We start from the raw sequence: 13,657 nt of genomic DNA, 5'->3' as shown, positions 1-13,657 counted from the left end.
ACCCCGCGATGTTGCGGGGTTTTTTTTGGCCTGCTGAAAAGCCCTCTCCCGGAGGGAGAGGGGACTGACCGCGTTGAATTTTCTAGATACGCCGACCTGATCTTGCTGTGTTGAATCCATAATCGACTCGCTCTTTCAGGTCGGCGAATAGCTTGAGACACCTCGGTCGGCCCCCTCTCCCTCGGGGAGAGGGCTGGGGTGAGGGTCAGCCCTTGATTGTTAAACAAATCCCCGATTAAACCTTGTGCAAAAAAACGAGTGCGTTAGCATCCGTCCCCGAATTGGCGCACCCGGGCTTTTTGGCCCGTCTCTGTTGGTTTTCGCGCCGCACACGCAATGGTTTTGGGGACTTGAAGATGAAGAAGTATCTGTCGATGCTGCTGGTCGGCGTCACGGCACTGGTTGCAGTCAATGCGGCGCAGGCGGGCGCAATCGATGACGCGGTCAAGCGCGGCACCTTGAAAGTCGGTATGGATCCGACCTACATGCCGTTCGAAATGACCAACAAGCGCGGCGAAATCATCGGCTTCGAAGTCGACATCCTCAAAGCCATGTCCAAGGCCATGGGCGTCAAGCTGGAACTGGTATCCACCGGTTATGACGGCATCATCCCGGCGCTGATGACCGACAAGTTCGACATGATCGGCAGCGGCATGACCCTGACTCAGGAACGCAACCTGCGCCTGAACTTCAGCGAACCGTTCATCGTGGTCGGCCAGACCCTGCTGATCCGCAAGGAACTGGAAGGCACCATCAAGTCTTACAAAGACCTGAACACCGCCGACTACCGCATCACCTCCAAGCTCGGCACCACCGGTGAAATGGTCGCCAAGAAGCTCATCTCCAAAGCCAAGTACCACGGCTACGACAACGAGCAAGAAGCCGTGCTCGATGTGGTCAATGGCAAGGCTGACGCCTTCATCTACGACGCCCCGTACAACGTGGTTGCAGTGACCAAGGTCGGCGCCGGCAAACTGGTGTTCCTCGACAAGCCGTTCACCTACGAGCCTTTGGCCTTTGGTCTGAAGAAGGGTGATTACGACAGCCTCAACTTCATCAACAACTTCCTGCACCAGATCCACGAAGACGGCACCTACGATCGCATTCATGACAAGTGGTTCAAGGGCACCGAGTGGCTCAAGGACATGGAATAAGCCCGGTCGCATAGACCGAGTCGCCCCATTCGCGAGCAGGCTCGCTCCCACATTGGAAATGCAATTCTCTGTGGGAGCGAGCCTGCTCGCGAAGAGGCCCTCCAGAGCAATACAAAATCCGGAACCTGCAATGAAACAGAAAAAAGCCCAATGGCCCTGGCACGTCCTCACCGTGCTGGTGCTGGTCGGCCTGGCCGGCGCGTTGTATTACGCGACGTCGCTGATGTCCTACGAATGGCGCTGGAACCGCGTGCCGCAGTACTTCGCCTATCAGGCCGAAGAAACCCAGCGTGCCACGGACATTTCCACCGTCACTGAGCTGGTGCGCAAGGGCGGCAGCGCTGTCGTCACTCTGCGCAATGACGCCGGTGACGAGCAGCACCTGACCGTCGACGAGAACAGCCTGCAATTCGCTCAGGGCGACGATGTCGCTGAAGGCGACGTCGTGGGCGTCACTCGGCATTGGGCGGCAGGGCCGCTGTTGTGGGGCTTGTGGACGACGCTTTGGCTGTCAGTGGTGTCCGGGATTCTCGGGTTGTTGATCGGTCTGGTCACTGGCCTGTGCCGTTTGTCGAACAACCCGACTTTGCGCGACCTCTCGACGATCTACGTCGAACTGGTGCGCGGCACGCCGTTGCTGGTGCAGATCTTCATTTTCTACTTCTTCATCGGCACGGTGATGAACCTGTCCCGCGAGTTCGCCGGGATCGCCGCGCTGTCGCTGTTCACTGGCGCTTACGTAGCCGAGATCATCCGTTCCGGCGTGCAGTCGATTGCCCGTGGCCAGAACGAAGCGGCGCGCTCGCTTGGCCTGAGCGCCGGCCAGTCGATGCGCCACGTGGTGTTGCCGCAAGCGCTGAAACGTGTGCTGCCACCGCTGGCCGGGCAGTTCATCAGTCTGGTCAAGGACACCTCGCTGGTGTCGGTGATCGCCATCACCGAGCTGCTGAAAAGTGGCCGTGAAGTGATCACCACGTCGTTCTCGCCGTTCGAGATTCTGTTCTGCGTCGCCGGCCTGTACCTGTTGATCAACCTGCCGCTGTCGAAAATCGCCAGCCGGCTTGAGCGGAGGCTCGCGCAAAGTGATTGAAGTCCGCGATCTGGTAAAAGTCTTCGACACCCGTGGACAAGTGGTGCGCGCGGTGGATAACGTCAGCACCACGGTAGCCAAGGGCGAAGTGCTGGTGGTGATCGGCCCGTCGGGTTCCGGCAAGTCGACCTTCCTGCGCTGCCTCAATGGCCTGGAAGAGTTCGATTCCGGCTCGGTGAGCATCGACGGCCTGCAACTGGCCGACCCGAAAACCGACGTCAACGCCTACCGCCGCGAAGTCGGCATGGTCTTCCAGCATTTCAACCTGTTCCCGCACATGACCGTGCTGGAAAACCTCTGTCTGGCGCAGAAAGTCGTGCGCAAGCGCGGCAAGAAAGAGCGCGAAGCCAAGGCGATGGAATTGCTGAAAAAGGTCGGTATCGCACAGAAGGCCAACGAGTTTCCGTCACGCCTGTCCGGCGGTCAGCAACAGCGCGTGGCGATTGCCCGGGCGCTGGCGATGGAACCGAAGGTGATGTTGTTTGACGAGCCGACCTCGGCGCTCGACCCGGAAATGGTCGGCGAAGTGCTGGATGTGATGAAGAACCTGGCCGTGGAAGGCATGACCATGGTCTGCGTGACCCACGAGATGGGCTTTGCCCGGGAAGTGGCGGATCGAGTGTTGTTTTTCGATCACGGCAAGTTGCTGGAAGATGCGGCGCCGGCAGAGTTCTTTGATGCACCGAAGGATCCGCGCGCCCAGGCCTTCTTGCGTCAGGTTCTGTAATTTCTGCGTCTCGCAGGACGCCTTCGCGAGCAGGCTCGCTCCCACAGTTGACCGAGTTGTCCAAGCGGACGCGGTCCAATGTGGGAGCGAGCCTGCTCGCGAATGCATCACCTCGATTCTGAATGAACCGAGGTTTTCGGATCACCTCAAACCTTGAAGCGCCCCACCAGCATCTGCAGATGCGTGCCCAACCGCGCCAGCTCAACGCTGGACGCCGCCGTCTCTTCACTCGCCGCCGATGTCTGATCGGACACGTCCCGCACATTCAGCACGCTACGGTTGATCTCTTCAGCCACCGCGCTCTGCTGCTCGGCCGCTGCCGCAATCTGTTGGTTCATCGCCTGAATCGCCGACACGGTGCGCGTAATGCTTTCGAGTGAACCACCGGCACGACGGGTCAGCTCGACGCTGCTGTCGGTCAGGGTGCGGCTGTTGTCCATGATCGTCGCCACTTGCTGGGTGCCGTTTTGCAGGCCGACGATCAGCTCTTCGATCTCTTCGGTGGATTTTTGCGTGCGCTGGGCGAGGCTGCGCACCTCGTCGGCAACTACCGCGAAACCACGCCCGGCTTCACCGGCACGTGCCGCTTCGATGGCCGCGTTGAGGGCCAGCAGATTGGTTTGCTGGGCCACGGATTTGATCACGTCGAGGACGCTGCCGATCTTGTCGCTTTCGCGCTTCAGTTCGCCCATGGCCTCGGTGGAGTGACCCACTTCGACGGCCAGACGCTCGATCTGAGCAATCGCTTCGCCGACGACTTTGTCGCCTTCGCGCGCTTGCTGGTCAGCGGCGACGGCGGCTTCGGACGCTTCCTCGGCGTTGCGCGCGACTTCCTGCACGGTGGCGGCCATTTCGTTCATGGCCGTGGCGACCTGATCGGTCTCGATTTTCTGATTGTTGACCCCGGCGCTGGTCTGCTCGGTGACGGCCGACAATTCCTCAGCCGCGCTGGCGATCTGGGTGACGCCGTCGCTGATGCCGCCGATCAACTCGCGCAGGCCCTGGGTCATGCTCTGCATCGAGCGCTGCAACTGACCGAGTTCGTCGCGACGCTGCGAGACCAGGTTGTGAGTCAGGTCGCCAGCGGCTACGCGCTCGGCGACTTTCAGAGTCTGGTTCAGCGGAATGATGATCTGCCGGGTGATTGCCCAAGCGGCCAGCAGACCGAACGCCACAGCCAGCAGGGTGGCGATGATCAGCATGTTCTTGGCGTGCGCGGCATCGGTGTCACGCACCACGGTTTGCGATTCAGTGAGTTTCTTGCTGACGTCGATGAGGATGTCGCCCTGCGTCGACATGCGCGCGGCGGCCTTGGCGTTGTTGACCTGCGAGTCGCGGAACTGCGCAACGGCGGCACGATAGGCTTTGATCGAGTCGGTAGCCTGTTGCAGATTGGCGATGTGCTGCTCCGGCAATTTGGCCGGCAGGCTGTCGAGGTTTTTCAGGGCGTTGTCGATGGCGTCGAGGGCCGGTTGTTCGGCTTCGGCCTTGCCGCTGTAGGTGTAGCCGCGAACCTGATAGCGCGCCTGTTGCAGCAGTTTGCTCAACTCGATCACGCTGTTGAATTGCGCGACGCTGTCACCGGCCAGCATGGATTTTTCCACTTCGGCGACTTTCGCCACGGCATTGTCGGCACTGGCGCCGAGCTTGCTGCGGGCGTCTTCGCGTTGCACCGTGGCTTGGGTCATGTCGGCAAAAGCGCGCTTGTATTCGGCAACGGCGGCCAGTTGTTGATCGACCATCGCCGCGTCGGACGGCTGTTCAATCAGGCTGCGTGCGGTTTGCAGGCCGCTGTCGAGTTTGTTGAGCAGATCGGTGACCGCGCCCGGGCCTTGTTCGCCACGGCGCGCTTCATAGTCCAGACGCGCCAGGCGCAGGTCCTTGGTCAGCTCATTGAGGCTGGAGATAAAACCGAGCTTGTCACCGCGGCTGATAATGCCGCTCATGCCGGTCCAGCCGGTGAAGGTGATCAACAGTGTCAGCAACAGCACCAGGCCGAAACCGATTCCCAGCTTGCGTTTGACGCTGACGTTTCCAAGATTCTCGGCTAACCAACGGTACATGCGACGACTCCCCGACCACTAATTGGACTTATGGGGAGGGTATCGGCCGGGTGATGGCAATCTGTAACACCATTTATCTGCTGCGAAGAATCAGAAGAGCCGGGCGAGCAGGGCGGTGACGGCGGTTTCGACGCGCAGGATGCGCTCGCCCAGTTGCACCGGTTGCAGGCCGGACTTGGCCAGCAGATCGATTTCGTAGGGAATCCAGCCGCCTTCGGGGCCGATGGCCAGGGTGACGGGTTCGCTGAGGGCGCGTGGGCACGTCGGGTAGTTGCCGGGATGGCCAACCAGTCCGAGAGTGCCTTCGGTAATCGCCGGCAGCCGATCTTCAACGAACGGCTTGAAGCGTTTTTCGATGATGATCTCTGGCAGGACGGTGTCGCGCGCCTGTTCGAGGCCAAGGATCAATTGCTCACGAATCGCCTCAGGCTCAAGAAACGGCGTCTGCCAGAAACTCTTCTCGACCCGATAGCTGTTGACCAGAATCACCTTCGACACGCCCATGGTCGCCACGGTCTGAAACACCCGGCGGAGCATTTTCGGACGCGGCAGCGCCAGCACCAGCGTCAGTGGCAGTTTGGCCGGTGGCGGCTGATCGAGGCTGACGCGCAGTTCGGTTTCACCCGCTTCCAGGCGCAGCAACTCGGCCGAACCCATCAGTCCGTTGATCCGCCCGATGCGCAGGCTGTCACCGACTTCCGAGCGGTGAACCTCCTGCATATGGGTCAGGCGGCGATCACGCAGCACTACGCGGTCGGCCGCAATGAAGTCGGCCTCTTCGAGCAACAGCAGGTTCATGCCTGGGTCGCTGGCGGCTGGTCGTTGTGGTCGTCGGCCGGGTTCTCGTCCGGACGTTCGCGCTTGCTGATCAAGCCACCGAACAGAATGCCGATTTCAAACAGCATCCACATCGGCACGGCCAGCAGGGTCTGCGAGAAGATATCCGGCGGCGTGAGGATCATGCCGACCACGAAGCAGCCGATGATCACGTACGGGCGGATCTTCTTCAGGTATTTGACGTCGACCACGCCGACCCATACCAGCAGCACCACGGCCACCGGGATCTCGAACGCCACGCCGAAGGCGAAGAACAGCGTCATGACGAAATCGAGGTAACTGGCAATGTCGGTCATCATTTCCACGCCGGCCGGGGTAGCTGCAGCGAAGAACTTGAAGATCAGCGGGAACACGAAGTAATAGGCGAACGCCATGCCGGTGTAGAACAGCAGAATGCTGGAGACCAGCAACGGCACCGCGATGCGCTTCTCATGCTTGTACAGGCCCGGCGCGATGAAGCCCCAGATCTGATGCAGGATCACCGGGATCGCGAGGAACAGCGAGACCATCATCGTCAGTTTCAGCGGCGTCAGGAACGGCGATGACACGTCGGTGGCGATCATCGTCGCGCCGACCGGCAGGTACTGGCGCAGCGGCGTCGAGACGAAGGTGTAGATCTGCTGGGTGAACGCAAACAGCCCGGCGAAGATGATGAAGATCGCCGCCACACAACGCAGCAGGCGGGTGCGCAACTCGGTGAGGTGCGAAACCAGCGGCATGTGCTGGTCGTTTTCGGGGAGATCGCTCATGGGGCTCGCGGCGGCAGAGTGGAGTCTTGAGGCGCTGGTGTGATCGGCGCGGCAGTTGGAGCTACATGTTCAACTGAAGTGTCAGTAGCGGGCACTGGTTCTGTCGGCGCTACAGCGGCAGCAGGTGCAGGTGCAGCGGGCGCGGTTGGCGCATTAATCGTCTGCTCGCCCACATGCTCAACCGGCGTCGGCTCTTGCTGAACCGGGCTGAAAATCTTCCGCGCCTCCTGCTCCAGCGACAGAATGTGCTCGTTGTGCAGTTGCCGACGGATCTCGTCGGCACCGATTTCACGTTCAACTTCCTGTTTGATCGCGTTGAAGCTGCGCTTCAGCCGTCCGACCCACAGGCCAGCGGTGCGCGCAGCGCCCGGCAGACGCTCGGGACCCAGCACCAGCAGGGCCACGAGTCCGACGAGCAGCAGTTCAGAGAAGCTGATACCAAACATTAGTCAGTGCTCACACGTCTTTGCGGATCGGCTCTTCGACTTTCTGCGCCTGCACGTCGATGGTGTGCGGCGGATTGGCCTGAGCGGTGGCTTGCGGCTGAACCGGTGGCACCGGTTGCGCAGGCGTAACGGTTGGATCAGCGGCCGGTTTTTCGTCGTCGTTCATGGCTTTACGGAAGCCCTTGATCGATTCGCCGACGTCGGTGCCGAGGTTTTTCAGTTTCTTGGTGCCGAACACCAGCACCACGACAACCAGAATGACGATCCAGTGTTTCCAGTCAAAAATGCCCATGTTGCTGTTCCTCTCTAATAGTTGTTCAGGCGGACGGACGCGAGGCTTTCTCGGCGTGTCCGGACAGTCCGAAGCGACGATCCAGTTCATCCAGCACGGCCTGCGGATGCTGCCCCAGTTGGGCGAGCATGACCATGCTGTGGAACCACAGGTCAGCGGTCTCGTAGATCACGTCGCTGCAGTCGCCGCTGATGGCGGCGTCCTTGGCGGCAATAATGGTTTCGACCGACTCTTCGCCGACTTTCTCCAGAATCTTGTTCAAACCCTTGTGATACAGACTAGCTACATATGAGCTGTCGGCGGCTGCGCCTTTGCGCTCTTCGAGCACTTCGGCCAGGCGGGTCAGGGTGTCACTCATGGGAGGATGTGTCATCAGTCATTTCCTGAGCTGCGCCGGAGCCTGATTTTGTGCAGGGCAAGGCGCGAGGAGTGTGGTTTGGCATTTCAAATAAACGACGAGTAACGCAGCCCTGCACAAAATCAGGCCCGGCCCTTCGGGTTGTCGGCTGAAAGCGCGCCATGCTGCGTTGCAGTCCTTGGGAAGGAAAAGACATTCCCGGCGGCCTGCGCCTTGCCTGGCGCGCTTTCAGCCGGCAACGCAGCTCAGTAAATGACTGATGACACATCCTATTGTCCTGCGGAATAGATAGCGTGCGGGTCTTTCAGAACCGGGTCGACGGTTTTCCAGTCGCCGTTTTCGAAAACGCGGTAAAAGCAGCTTTGACGGCCGGTATGGCAAGCGATGTCGCCAATCTGTTCAACCATCAGGATGATCACGTCGGCGTCACAGTCCAGACGCATTTCATGCAAGGTCTGTACATGGCCGGACTCTTCGCCCTTGCGCCACAGCTTGCCACGGGAACGTGACCAGTAGATTGCACGGTTTTCCGCAGCGGTCAGTTCGAGCGCTTCGCGGTTCATCCAGGCCATCATCAGCACGCGTCCGGTCTTGTGATCCTGGGCTATCGCCGGCACCAGGCCATCAGCGTCCCACTTGATCTCGTCCAGCCAGTTTTTCATCTTCGACTCCGACAGCGAACCCACACTTCAATAGTCGGGTTCAGGCGTTGAAACAGTGTGCCAGCCGATCACGAAACTGGCTATCGGCGAACGACCAGATACAAGCCGACTGCCACCATGATTCCCGCCGGCCAATGTCCCAATTCGTGCAGCGGGCCACCGAGGGCGAGGATCACCCCGCCGGCCAGATGCGCGCAACCGAGCAGGCGCAGGAACCAGTCGTCCTTGCGTTTATGCCACGGTGGCGGCGGGTCGTAAGCGTGTGGCTGGGACATGCGTTCGAGCAGATCGCGGGCCATATTCGCCAGGTGCGGCAGTTGTTCGAACTGGCTCTGCACGTTGCCGAGCAAGGCTTTCGGGCTGACGCGCTCGCGCATCCAGCGCTCCAGAAACGGCTGCGCGGTGTTCCACAGATCCAGGTCCGGGTACAGCTGACGGCCAAGGCCTTCGATGTTCAGCAGGGTCTTTTGCAGCAGCACCAGTTGCGGCTGCACTTCCATGTTGAAGCGCCGTGCGGTCTGGAACAGGCGCATCAGCACCTGGCCAAATGAAATATCTTTTAACGGTTTTTCGAAGATCGGTTCGCACACGGTGCGGATCGCCGCTTCGAATTCGTTGAGTTTGGTTTCCGCCGGCACCCAACCCGAATCGATGTGCAATTGCGCCACACGACGGTAGTCACGCTTGAAGAAGGCGAACAGGTTGCGCGCCAGATAGTCCTGGTCTTCCGGAGTCAGGCTGCCGACGATGCCGCAGTCGATCGCAATGTATTGCGGGCTCCACGGATTGACGGTGCTGACGAAGATGTTGCCAGGATGCATGTCGGCATGGAAGAAACTGTCGCGGAACACCTGAGTGAAGAAGATCTCCACGCCGCGTTCGGCGAGCATTTTCATGTCGGTGCGCTGGTCGGCGAGGGTCGCCAGATCCGTCACCTGAATGCCGTAGATGCGCTCCATCACCAGCACTTTCGGCCGGCACCAGTCCCAGTAGACCTGCGGCACGTAGAGCAGCGGCGAACCTTCGAAGTTGCGCTTCAACTGGCTGGCGTTGGCCGCTTCGCGTAGCAGATCCAGTTCGTCGTAGATGGTTTTTTCGTAGTCCTGGACCACATCGACCGGGTGCAGCAGACGCGCGTCGGCCGAGAGCTTTTCGGCGGCGCGGGCGAGGATGAACAGCCACGCCAGATCCTGCGCGATGATCGGCTTCAGGCCCGGGCGGATCACTTTGACCACGACTTCTTCGCCGGTTTTCAACTGCGCGGCATGCACCTGCGCCACCGAGGCCGAGGCCAGCGGTTCGACGTCGAAACGGCTGAACACGTCGCTGATTTTCTTGCCGAGCTGCTCTTCAATCAGCTTGATCGACAGCTGCGAGTCGAACGGCGGCACGCGGTCCTGCAACAGCATCAGCTCATCGGCGATGTCTTCCGGCAGCAAGTCGCGGCGGGTCGAAAGAATCTGCCCGAACTTGATGAAAATCGGCCCGAGATCCTGCAAGGCCAGGCGCAAACGCGCACCCCGACTCAGATCCAGCGGCTTGCGCGGGAACCAGCGCCACGGCAGCACATAGCGCAGCGCCAGAAGGAACCACGGCAACGGCAGATCGAACAGCAGGTCATCGAGGCGGTAGCGGATCACGACGCGCTGGATGCGCAACAGACGGCGGACGGCAAGCAGCTTCATGCGTTATCGCTTGGGTCGAGGGATCGGGAAAGGCGCTCGAAACGCGCCTCGAGACGTTCCAGATCAAGTTTGATCCGGTCCAGTTCGCTGAACCGCGCTTCGGCTTCGCGCTGCCCAACGAGGGTGCGCGATTCTTCGGCGAGGTATTCGGCGAGGTTCTGGTTAAGGCTGGCAAATCCTTGTTGATACCAGCGCGCGCGGCTGCGCAGGTGACCGCCAATCAATTGCGTGGCGACCGGACCGAGCCAGCGCGAGAGTTCGTACTCCCAGTCCAGCTCAAGGTCTTGCAGCACACCGGCCAGCTCCAGCAGCACGCCGCTGTCGCCATCGAGCTCGACTTCCGGGGCGTGCAGCACCGCAGTCTTGTCTTTGCTCACGGCCAGTTTGATCAGGCTCGAGGCCGGCGCACGCAGGGTGCAGTCGACAGCGGTGTCCCAATGCGACGCCAGCATCAAGCCTTCTTCGCTCGGCAGAATGAACAGTTGCAGCGCCGGGCTGCGGCAGTCGACGGCAATCACCTTGCCGGTCAAATGCGCCAGTCGCGGCAGTGCCGTGCTGTCGAGACGCAGCACCCGGTTGAGGCCGAGTTCAACGCTGGCGAGCAGCCCGGTGAGCAACATCAGGGCTTGATGCCACGGTGCAGGGCAACGATGCCTGCGGTCATGTTGTGATAGGTCACGCGGTCAAAACCGGCGTCGACCATCATCGACTTCAGGGTTTCCTGATTCGGGTGCATGCGGATCGACTCGGCCAGATAGCGATAGCTTTCCGAGTCGTTGGTGATCAGCTTGCCCATCAGCGGCATGAAGGCGAACGAATAGGCGTCGTAGGCTTTCGACATCAGCGCGTTGGTTGGTTTGGAGAATTCCAGCACCAACAGACGACCGCCAGGCTTGAGTACGCGCAGCATCGAGCGCAGGGCGTCTTCTTTATGCGTCACGTTGCGGAGGCCGAAGGCGATGGTCACACAGTCGAAATGGTTGTCCGGGAACGGCAGTTTTTCCGCGTCCGCCTGAACGAATTCGACGTTGCCGGCAACACCCAGATCCAGCAGGCGGTCACGACCGACCTTGAGCATGGATTCGTTGATGTCAGCCAAGACCACCTGACCGGTCGGGCCGACCAGGTGCGAGAATTTTTTGGTCAGGTCACCGGTACCGCCGGCGATGTCGAGCACGCGGTTACCGCTGCGCACGCCCGACAGTTCGATCGCGAAACGCTTCCACAGACGGTGCATGCCGCCCGACAGAAGGTCGTTCATCAGGTCGTACTTGGCGGCTACCGAGTGGAAAACTTCAGCGACTTTTTCCGCTTTCTGGCTTTCCGGAACGTTTTTGAAGCCGAAGTGAGTGGTGGGTTCGGCATCGCTGCCTTTGCGCTGATCAGTCATATCGCTGTCACCAAAAGAGAATGCGCGACATTCTAATCCCCAAGCCATGCTTTGTCTTGGAATGGCTAAAGGTAAGATGGGCCACCTTCGGGACGATTTGCCGCAGCGGCGGTCAAGATTTACCGACATACATTTAAAAATCAGGAGTCATCCAATGGCCAAAATCACTGTTGAGCGTGCTCACAACCTGGGCAAGGAAGCGGCCCGCGAGAAGGCCGACAAGCTGGCGCAGAAACTTTCCGAGCAATATGGCCTGGAGCCGCAATGGTCCGGCGACACCCTGAACCTCAAACGCTCGGGCGTGAAAGGCGCGGTGCATGTGGCGGACGATTCGATCAAGGTCGATGTGGAACTGGGCATCATGATGTCGGCCATGAGCGGCATGATCAAAGCCGAGATCGAGAAGGCGCTCGACAAAGCTCTGGTCTGATCGCGATTTTTCGGTAACCCGAGATCCCCTGTGGGAGCGAGCAGGCTCGCTCCCACATTTGTTTTCTGTACGGCCAGAGGTTCATGTCAGTTGTTAGGGTGCCGTTTCTAATTTTTCTACCTACTTTGTGCCAGAGCCCGACACTTTCGCGGGCAGTTCCTCAAACCTTCTGCGCGTGAGGTGCACCATGGCCAAAGTAATTTTGAAGAAAAAAATCGACGCTTCGACAACTGCTCTGAGCGACGTCAAATCCTATGCCCGCAAGATCTGGCTGGCAGGCCTGGGTGCCTACGCCAAGGTCGGCCAAGAGGGCAGCGAGTACTTTCAAGAGCTGATCAAGGCTGGTCAAACTGTTGAAAAGAAAGGCAAAAAAGCCGTCACCGAAAAACTCGAAGCGGCCAACGCCGAGATCGATGAAGCGAAGAGCGAAGTGAGTTCTTTCAAAGGTCGTGTCGAAGTTCAGCTCGACAAGGTCGAGAAGGCGTTCGACTCCCGTGTCGCAAGCGCCTTGAATCGTATCGGCATTCCGTCTAAACATGACGTTGAGACACTCTCTGCTAAGCTCGATGAGCTGACGGCATTGCTCGAACGCGTCGCGCGTAAATCTTAAGGAGAACGGGATGGCTGGTAAAAAGAACACCGATAAAGAAGGCAGCTCGTGGATCGGGAAAGTCGAAGACTACTCCCGCAAAATCTGGCTGGCTGGTTTAGGCGTGTACTCGAAGATCGACACTGACGGCAGCAAACTCTTCGATACATTGGTCAAAGACGGCGAGAAAGCCGAGAAGCTCACCAAGTCCGCAGTCGGCAAAAAAGTCGACGCTGCCAAGGACTCTGCCTCTTCGGCAAAATCGCGCATCAGCGGCGTGAAAGATCGCGCACTGGGCAAATGGGACGAGCTGGAAGGGGCCTTTGACAAGCGCCTGAACAGCGCGATTTCGCGCCTAGGTGTACCGAGCCGCAATGAAGTCAAAGCGCTCAACAGCAAGGTCGACACACTGACCAAGCAGATCGAAAAACTTACCGGTTTGAAAGCCCAGCCTGTGGCGGCGAAAACTGCTGCTGCCAAGCCTGCAGCGAAAACTGCGGCGGCCAAACCTGCTGCTAAAACGGCGGCCAAGCCACTGGCAAAAGCAGCGGCTAAACCCGCAGCAAAAGCAGCGGCCAAGCCTGCAGCCAAAACCGCTGCCGCCAAGCCAGCAGCCAAAGCAGCAGCCAAACCGGTTGCCGCTAAAGCCGCTGCCAAACCGGCAGCTAAACCTGCTGCCAAAACGGCAGCGAAACCCGCCGCCAAGCCAGCAGCGAAAACCGCTGCCGCCAAACCGGCTGCCAAGCCCGCAGCGAAACCTGCTGCGGCGAAAAAACCGGCAGTGAAGAAGCCGGCCGCAGCGAAAGCCGCCGCGCCGAAACCGGCAGCACCTGCTGCAGCCAAACCGGCCACTTCGGCAGCTCCGGTAAGCGCGTCGAACTCCGCCGCCGCACCGACTCCGGTGGCTACCCCGACTGTTGCATCGACCCCGTCGACGCCAACCAGTCAGTCCTGATTCTTCAGGGCAAAATAAAACGCCCGGACTGTGAAGGTCGGGCGTTTTTGTTTGTGCCGTTTTAAAGCTGACCCTCACCCCAGCCCTCTCCCGGAGGGAGAGGGGGCCGACCGAGGTGTCTCGCGCTATACGCCGACCTGAAAGACCTTATCGATTATGGATTCGGTAATGCACTACCAGGTCGGCATAATTCCCGAATATCCCCTATTCAGTCCCCTCTCCCTCCGGGA

16 protein-coding genes are annotated in these 13,657 nt (G+C 59.8%); 6 read left to right on the top strand and 10 right to left on the bottom strand.

Annotated features, from left to right (window positions below):
- Positions 1 to 356 precede the first annotated feature (356 nt).
- From L8H52_RS22990 to L8H52_RS22980, 3 genes are all read left to right on the top strand, one after another.
- Positions 357 to 1,154, top strand: a complete 798-nt coding sequence (locus L8H52_RS22990; RefSeq protein WP_242208914.1) for a transporter substrate-binding domain-containing protein — start codon at positions 357 to 359, stop codon at positions 1,152 to 1,154.
- 130 nt (positions 1,155 to 1,284) lie between these two features.
- A complete protein-coding gene (locus L8H52_RS22985; protein WP_242208915.1) occupies positions 1,285 to 2,244 on the top strand; it encodes an amino acid ABC transporter permease in 960 nt (319 codons plus the stop codon).
- Entirely contained in the window at positions 2,237 to 2,971 is a 735-nt protein-coding gene (locus L8H52_RS22980; protein ID WP_064388890.1) for an amino acid ABC transporter ATP-binding protein, read from the top strand. The genes L8H52_RS22985 and L8H52_RS22980 overlap by 8 nt, the downstream gene beginning before the upstream one ends.
- Positions 2,972 to 3,117: 146 nt before the next feature.
- Here L8H52_RS22980 and L8H52_RS22975 read toward each other — a convergent pair whose 3' ends face one another.
- The 10 genes from L8H52_RS22975 to ubiE form a co-directional block, all read right to left on the bottom strand.
- Positions 3,118 to 5,034, bottom strand: coding sequence for a methyl-accepting chemotaxis protein (locus L8H52_RS22975; protein ID WP_242208916.1), 1,917 nt, complete (start codon positions 5,032 to 5,034; stop codon positions 3,118 to 3,120).
- Between the two features lie 90 nt (positions 5,035 to 5,124).
- The gene (locus L8H52_RS22970) at positions 5,125 to 5,832 is read right to left on the bottom strand and encodes a 16S rRNA (uracil(1498)-N(3))-methyltransferase (RefSeq protein ID WP_242208917.1); all 708 of its coding nucleotides are present in this window, start codon (positions 5,830 to 5,832) and stop codon (positions 5,125 to 5,127) included.
- The gene (gene tatC / locus L8H52_RS22965; protein ID WP_242208918.1) at positions 5,829 to 6,620 is read right to left on the bottom strand and encodes a twin-arginine translocase subunit TatC; all 792 of its coding nucleotides are present in this window, start codon (positions 6,618 to 6,620) and stop codon (positions 5,829 to 5,831) included. The genes L8H52_RS22970 and tatC overlap by 4 nt, the downstream gene beginning before the upstream one ends.
- On the bottom strand, positions 6,617 to 7,066 hold the full coding sequence (gene tatB, locus L8H52_RS22960; RefSeq protein WP_242208919.1) for a Sec-independent protein translocase protein TatB: 450 nt from the start codon (positions 7,064 to 7,066) through the stop codon (positions 6,617 to 6,619). Before tatB ends, tatC begins: the two co-directional genes overlap by 4 nt.
- Before the next feature lie 10 nt (positions 7,067 to 7,076).
- Positions 7,077 to 7,358, bottom strand: coding sequence for a twin-arginine translocase TatA/TatE family subunit (locus tag L8H52_RS22955; RefSeq protein WP_003220847.1), 282 nt, complete (start codon positions 7,356 to 7,358; stop codon positions 7,077 to 7,079).
- 25 nt (positions 7,359 to 7,383) lie between these two features.
- On the bottom strand, positions 7,384 to 7,716 hold the full coding sequence (locus L8H52_RS22950) for a phosphoribosyl-ATP diphosphatase (protein ID WP_008047820.1): 333 nt from the start codon (positions 7,714 to 7,716) through the stop codon (positions 7,384 to 7,386).
- 269 nt (positions 7,717 to 7,985) lie between these two features.
- The gene (gene hisI, locus L8H52_RS22945; protein ID WP_095667753.1) at positions 7,986 to 8,378 is read right to left on the bottom strand and encodes a phosphoribosyl-AMP cyclohydrolase; all 393 of its coding nucleotides are present in this window, start codon (positions 8,376 to 8,378) and stop codon (positions 7,986 to 7,988) included.
- Between the two features lie 80 nt (positions 8,379 to 8,458).
- Positions 8,459 to 10,063, bottom strand: a complete 1,605-nt coding sequence (gene ubiB / locus L8H52_RS22940; RefSeq protein WP_016984603.1) for a ubiquinone biosynthesis regulatory protein kinase UbiB — start codon at positions 10,061 to 10,063, stop codon at positions 8,459 to 8,461.
- Entirely contained in the window at positions 10,060 to 10,683 is a 624-nt protein-coding gene (locus L8H52_RS22935; protein ID WP_242208920.1) for an SCP2 domain-containing protein, read from the bottom strand. The genes ubiB and L8H52_RS22935 overlap by 4 nt, the downstream gene beginning before the upstream one ends.
- Positions 10,683 to 11,453, bottom strand: a complete 771-nt coding sequence (ubiE, locus tag L8H52_RS22930; protein WP_008080626.1) for a bifunctional demethylmenaquinone methyltransferase/2-methoxy-6-polyprenyl-1,4-benzoquinol methylase UbiE — start codon at positions 11,451 to 11,453, stop codon at positions 10,683 to 10,685. The genes L8H52_RS22935 and ubiE overlap by 1 nt, the downstream gene beginning before the upstream one ends.
- Before the next feature lie 154 nt (positions 11,454 to 11,607).
- On the opposite strand from ubiE, the gene L8H52_RS22925 reads away from it, so the two are divergent.
- From L8H52_RS22925 to L8H52_RS22915, 3 genes are all read left to right on the top strand, one after another.
- Positions 11,608 to 11,883 carry a polyhydroxyalkanoic acid system family protein gene (locus L8H52_RS22925; protein ID WP_077570393.1) on the top strand — a complete coding sequence of 92 codons (276 nt, stop codon included), beginning with the start codon at positions 11,608 to 11,610 and terminating at the stop codon, positions 11,881 to 11,883.
- 187 nt (positions 11,884 to 12,070) lie between these two features.
- Complete coding sequence (locus L8H52_RS22920; RefSeq protein WP_110719499.1) at positions 12,071 to 12,493, top strand: phasin family protein; 423 nt, start codon at positions 12,071 to 12,073, stop codon at positions 12,491 to 12,493.
- A gap of 10 nt (positions 12,494 to 12,503) precedes the next feature.
- Complete coding sequence (locus L8H52_RS22915; RefSeq protein WP_242208921.1) at positions 12,504 to 13,427, top strand: phasin family protein; 924 nt, start codon at positions 12,504 to 12,506, stop codon at positions 13,425 to 13,427.
- Positions 13,428 to 13,657 lie beyond the last annotated feature (230 nt).

The sequence above is a fragment of the Pseudomonas sp. CROZ-RG-20F-R04-15 genome, from assembly GCF_022662375.1.
GTDB lineage: Bacteria > Pseudomonadota > Gammaproteobacteria > Pseudomonadales > Pseudomonadaceae > Aquipseudomonas.
The sequence above is the reverse complement of the archived record's forward strand: the minus strand, read 5'-3'. Positions and strand labels throughout refer to the sequence as shown.

Excerpts from the sequence above, each read along its gene's own strand:
- L8H52_RS22920 (WP_110719499.1), top strand. The coding sequence starts at position 12,071 with ATGGCCAAAGTAATTTTGAAGAAAAAAATCGACGCTTCGACAACTGCT.
- hisI (WP_095667753.1), bottom strand. The coding sequence starts at position 8,378 with ATGAAAAACTGGCTGGACGAGATCAAGTGGGACGCTGATGGCCTGGTG.
- L8H52_RS22975 (WP_242208916.1), bottom strand. The coding sequence starts at position 5,034 with ATGTACCGTTGGTTAGCCGAGAATCTTGGAAACGTCAGCGTCAAACGC.
- tatB (WP_242208919.1), bottom strand. The coding sequence starts at position 7,066 with ATGTTTGGTATCAGCTTCTCTGAACTGCTGCTCGTCGGACTCGTGGCC.
- L8H52_RS22935 (WP_242208920.1), bottom strand. The coding sequence starts at position 10,683 with ATGTTGCTCACCGGGCTGCTCGCCAGCGTTGAACTCGGCCTCAACCGG.
- L8H52_RS22985 (WP_242208915.1), top strand. The coding sequence starts at position 1,285 with ATGAAACAGAAAAAAGCCCAATGGCCCTGGCACGTCCTCACCGTGCTG.
- L8H52_RS22915 (WP_242208921.1), top strand. The coding sequence starts at position 12,504 with ATGGCTGGTAAAAAGAACACCGATAAAGAAGGCAGCTCGTGGATCGGG.
- L8H52_RS22970 (WP_242208917.1), bottom strand. The coding sequence starts at position 5,832 with ATGAACCTGCTGTTGCTCGAAGAGGCCGACTTCATTGCGGCCGACCGC.
- L8H52_RS22955 (WP_003220847.1), bottom strand. The coding sequence starts at position 7,358 with ATGGGCATTTTTGACTGGAAACACTGGATCGTCATTCTGGTTGTCGTG.
- tatC (WP_242208918.1), bottom strand. The coding sequence starts at position 6,620 with ATGAGCGATCTCCCCGAAAACGACCAGCACATGCCGCTGGTTTCGCAC.
- L8H52_RS22925 (WP_077570393.1), top strand. The coding sequence starts at position 11,608 with ATGGCCAAAATCACTGTTGAGCGTGCTCACAACCTGGGCAAGGAAGCG.
- ubiB (WP_016984603.1), bottom strand. The coding sequence starts at position 10,063 with ATGAAGCTGCTTGCCGTCCGCCGTCTGTTGCGCATCCAGCGCGTCGTG.
- L8H52_RS22950 (WP_008047820.1), bottom strand. The coding sequence starts at position 7,716 with ATGAGTGACACCCTGACCCGCCTGGCCGAAGTGCTCGAAGAGCGCAAA.
- L8H52_RS22990 (WP_242208914.1), top strand. The coding sequence starts at position 357 with ATGAAGAAGTATCTGTCGATGCTGCTGGTCGGCGTCACGGCACTGGTT.
- ubiE (WP_008080626.1), bottom strand. The coding sequence starts at position 11,453 with ATGACTGATCAGCGCAAAGGCAGCGATGCCGAACCCACCACTCACTTC.